Here is a 3,949-nt window from a genome sequence, read left to right as displayed (position 1 = left end):
TCTGGAATCGACAAGGATCACATCAGCCATATCTTCGAGCCGTTCTTTACTACTAAGCGGGTTGGCGAGGGCACGGGGCTCGCCTTTGGATCAGCTATGGCATCGTGCGCGAACACGGAGGCGAGCTCCTTGCATCGAACGAGCCGGTAGGCGGCGCGACCTTCTCTTTTGCGCTGTTGGCAGCATAGGCGGTCGACGGCAATCCGCACGAATCCCCCTATGAGCTTTGCCGGGCTGTTGGGTTAGCTGCATTGAACGAACGGCTGATGTCCGCCGTCGGGTCAGGATGCGACCGCGGGGAACCAGTTCATGGCCCATACCTGCACCGCCACAGTGAGCTATGTACACCAAGGCGGCCCACGGCGGACTGTCACAGCGTCCCTGGTGCAGCTACGCTGTCCGTCGATAAGAAGACAGCGGCTCGGCGACGGATGGTTTTGCGATGTTGCGGACCGCCGCCTTGCCCCCCCGACGCGCTATATAGGTGTTGCTAGTGGGCCACAGTGCACGCCGATTTTTTCTTGAAGCTTGCTCGCATTGCGACTCTTTGGCTGCAGTTGGCTCAAATAGTCCGTCGCCCGTGAACAAGCCTCTAAGCGATTGAGCGGGAGTCTGTTTCTGGGATTTGATGGCGTTTGAGATTGCAGGGATTTGATGCTTGGACGCCGCAAACCTTGCAGATTCGTTTTGTGGATTCCTCTCCGTTGTGAACCGTGCTTCTGTGGTGCACCGGAGGGACGATGCGGCCGAAGAAGCACAAGACGACGGGATCGAACGATCTGTTCCGGGCACGGCTGGATCAGATCATCAACATCAAGCACGAGTTGGTTCTGCTTGCCGACAGGATCGATTGGGACTGGATCGACGGGGAGATTGCCCCGCTCTACAGCGAGAACGGCAGACCGGGGATCGAGACCCGCTTCATGATCGGGCTGTTGTTGCTCAAGCGGGCTGTCCGATGAGGGGGGGTGCGAGCGCTGGGTCCACGACCCGTACTTCCAGTTCTTCACCGGCGAAGAGTTTTTCCAGCACGTTTTCCCGCACGAGCGCTCGGACCTGAGCCATTGGCGCAAGCGGCTCGGCGACAAGCTGGAGCGATTGTTGGCCGAGAGCCTTCGGGTGGCGCACGAGGCCGGTGCGTTGCGCAGGCCTTTCGCCTTGGTCGATGTCTTCGCCCGGTCTGCTTGCCCGGACGTATAGCCGCCAAGCTGTGCAAGCCGCATTAACGACGGATACCGCCGCGTCGGAGATGATCGTAAGCAACCTAAAGAGCGCAAGCGGATGTTTGCCTATGAGGTCTGTGCTCGTCAGCGCGAATTCGTCAGGGCCTCCGCGTTCGCGGATGGCTGCCCGGAGTGCGGCGAGCTTGTCGGGGTCGGCAGAGCGATTTGCGGCCTCGAAAGCCGGTATGAATTTGAGTCTGCCCATTGCAGCATGCCTCGTCTGGGGATCGTAAAGGCTGCTTCTGTTTTGAATGTCGTCTAGGCGGCGGCGCAATCGCCATAAGCTTCGCAATCGCGTCGAGGAGTACGCTCGTTTCGGCCTTCCCTTCGGACCAATTTCTGATCGCCGCTATCGCGTTCTCCAAAGCCTCTTCACGGGTCATGGCACGATCTCCAGAACGGCGTCGCCGTGCGGCCTACAGGACTACAGAAAAGAAGCGCGGGCGGTTGGAGGAACCACCCGCGCTAGTCGCTGTAGACTTGACCATCTCATGGCGGTTGCGCGAATGTATGAGGAGTTAAGCCCGCACATCTCTCAGCAACTCGCGTGCCAGACAATCTCAGTGCAAGAGAGCCAAAACGGTGCGCTTTCACGCCGACCCGGCTAACTACTCGCGTTACGCTGGCGGCTTCCGGACAGGCATGTCTGTCAGTTTGCTTTCAATTACATAGGTAATCGCGGGGGTTGGGAACACCGGCGGCTAGTACCTCGTCACAGTGATTATGACTCTTTGGAAGTGTCGGGATAGGCGCGGCCCATTTTGGCGCGGGCCTTGTCTGTCGTGAACATCCATTTGATGCGGGAACGTGCGGCATTTCTCTGCCGTTCCCAGGCAGCGATTTCGCGGCGCAGTCGCTTGGGGTCGTCGATCCTGCGATCGAGACACTGGCCCCGCAGGACGCCGATTTCGATCTCGACCATGTTGAGCCAGCTTGCGTGCTTGGGGGTGTAGTGGAACTCGAGCCGTCGCAAAATCCGCCTGGCTTCGGCGGGCGGGAACGCCTGATAGAGGGCACCGGCGGAGTGGGTCGATAAATTGTCCTGGACGACCCGGATGATCTCGGCGTCGGGATAATGGATGTCGACAAGATCACGCATGCATTGGGCGTAATCCCTTGCCGCTCGTCGCTCGGTGACCTTGACCTTGCGCCAGGGACGATGAACGTCGAGCAGAACGAAGAGATTGACCGTGCCATTGCGACGATACTCATAATCGTAACGTTCGAGCCTGCCGGGCTTGGCCGGAATGGGCTGACGCGTTTCGCCGATGAGTTGCACCGGGCTTTCGTCGAAGCACACCACCGGCCGTCTGGAGTCGGGCGCCTCGGCATAGAGGTCGAGCACATCCTCCATGCGGGCGACGTATTCGCCGTCGACCTGCGGAATGCACCACATGTCTTTGCGCCAGGGCTTGAGGTCATTCTCGGCCAGGCGCCGCCGAACCGTCTCGTGCGACAGGCTCTTGTGTTCGGTGAGTTTGACCATCGCGCCTGCCAGCAGCTTGAGCGTCCAGCGGGCACGGCCCTTTGGGGGGCTGGCACAGGCGGTCGCCACCAGCAAGGCTTCTTCCTTGCCGGTGAGTTTGCGCTCCGCTCCGGGACGCGGCTCTTCGCTCAGCGCCCGCTCCAGATTGCCTTCCACGAAGCGTCGCTTGGTCCGGTATACGGTCGAGCTGCTCACGCCGACGCTCCTTGCGATCCCCTCGTCGCTGGTCCCGGCATCGGCGGCCAGCAAAATCTGCGCTCGCTTGAGCTTGCGGGACGCATGCTTGCCGCCGCTGAGTAGCGCCCTCAGTTCGGTGCGCTCGATTTGGCTGAGTTCGACCCGATAGCGTACATTCATGGCGTGCCTCCTCGTTCGAGGCACGCACGAACAACTGAATCGGATGGCCGGCGTGAGTCCTTCGACAAAACCCTTCACGCCCACGCAGGGGCAGTATCTGGCTTTTATCCACCTCTATACCCGGCTGCATCGCAGGCCCCCGGCCGAAACCGACATGCAGGAATACTTCCGCGTCAGCCCGCCCTCGGTTCACCAAATGGTGCTGACCCTGGAACGATCTGGCCTCATCAGAAGGCAGCCAAGGACACCTCGCAGCATCGAGGTCCTCGTGGATCCGAAAGACCTGCCGGAGCTAATTTGACAGCCCACCCCAACACGTCAAAATCACTGTGCAGAGCCACTAGTAGAGCCGCTGCGACGCCGAACGAAAAGATAGAAGCGGCGGCCAAACTCATAAGTGTAATGGCTATAGGTCTGGGCATAGCGGTTCAACATCCCGCACCCGGAAAAGTTGCAGGACCACCATGGACCCGTTGAAAGGGTGGCCTATTTAGCGATAGGTCATCACTAACAGGCCGCCATTTCGCGTGGCAAATTAACCAAACTGAACGCACCGCAATCGCACGGACTCGCTAGGAGCCTGTCCAGTTAGCGTTCTGGCCGGTCGGACTTCATTACGATAGGCCGCTCATGTGGGCCTGGCGAGGTTGTTGAGCTTGACGAGGTTGTGGGCGGTGCAGACGATCGCCCATTCGGCCCCCACGTTAGCCAGGCCTCGGAACAGGAACTGGCGGAAGCCGCGGGCCTGCTTGATCTGTCCGAACACCGCCTCGACGATCTGCTTTCGCAGTCGGTAGGGGGTCTCGAAGCCGCCGTCGGCGATCTTTTTTCTCATCGCCTGTGTCAACGGTCCGCCGATCTTGCCGTTGTCGGCGGTCGGGCG

General features: G+C 60.1%; 3 protein-coding genes and 2 pseudogenes. 3 read left to right on the top strand and 2 right to left on the bottom strand.

All coding sequences use genetic code 11. From position 1 onward, the window contains the following. Positions 1-188 (top strand): annotated as a pseudogene (locus ACZYOF_RS42725) (ATP-binding protein); the annotation flags it as partial. A gap of 552 nt (positions 189-740) precedes the next feature. Then, positions 741-1,146 (top strand): annotated as a pseudogene (locus tag ACZYOF_RS42720) (transposase); the annotation flags it as partial. Positions 1,147-1,944: 798 nt separating this feature from the next. On the opposite strand, the gene ACZYOF_RS42715 reads toward ACZYOF_RS42720, so the two are convergent. Further along, positions 1,945-3,066 carry an IS630 family transposase gene (locus tag ACZYOF_RS42715; RefSeq protein WP_130584382.1) on the bottom strand — a complete coding sequence of 374 codons (1,122 nt, stop codon included), beginning with the start codon at positions 3,064-3,066 and terminating at the stop codon, positions 1,945-1,947. Here ACZYOF_RS42715 and ACZYOF_RS42710 point away from each other — a divergent pair. Further along, positions 3,065-3,367, top strand: coding sequence for a LexA family protein (locus ACZYOF_RS42710; RefSeq protein ID WP_463719490.1), 303 nt, complete (start codon positions 3,065-3,067; stop codon positions 3,365-3,367). The two genes, ACZYOF_RS42715 and ACZYOF_RS42710, sit on opposite strands and share 2 nt — an antisense overlap. A gap of 327 nt (positions 3,368-3,694) precedes the next feature. On the opposite strand, the gene ACZYOF_RS42705 is transcribed toward ACZYOF_RS42710, so the two are convergent. After that, positions 3,695-3,949 (bottom strand): transposase (locus ACZYOF_RS42705; protein WP_463719489.1); only part of this gene is annotated, 255 nt, incomplete at its 5' end.

It is taken from the genome of Bradyrhizobium sp. LeoA1Lang, assembly GCF_055413685.1.
This window is presented reverse-complemented; position numbering and strand designations above follow the sequence as displayed.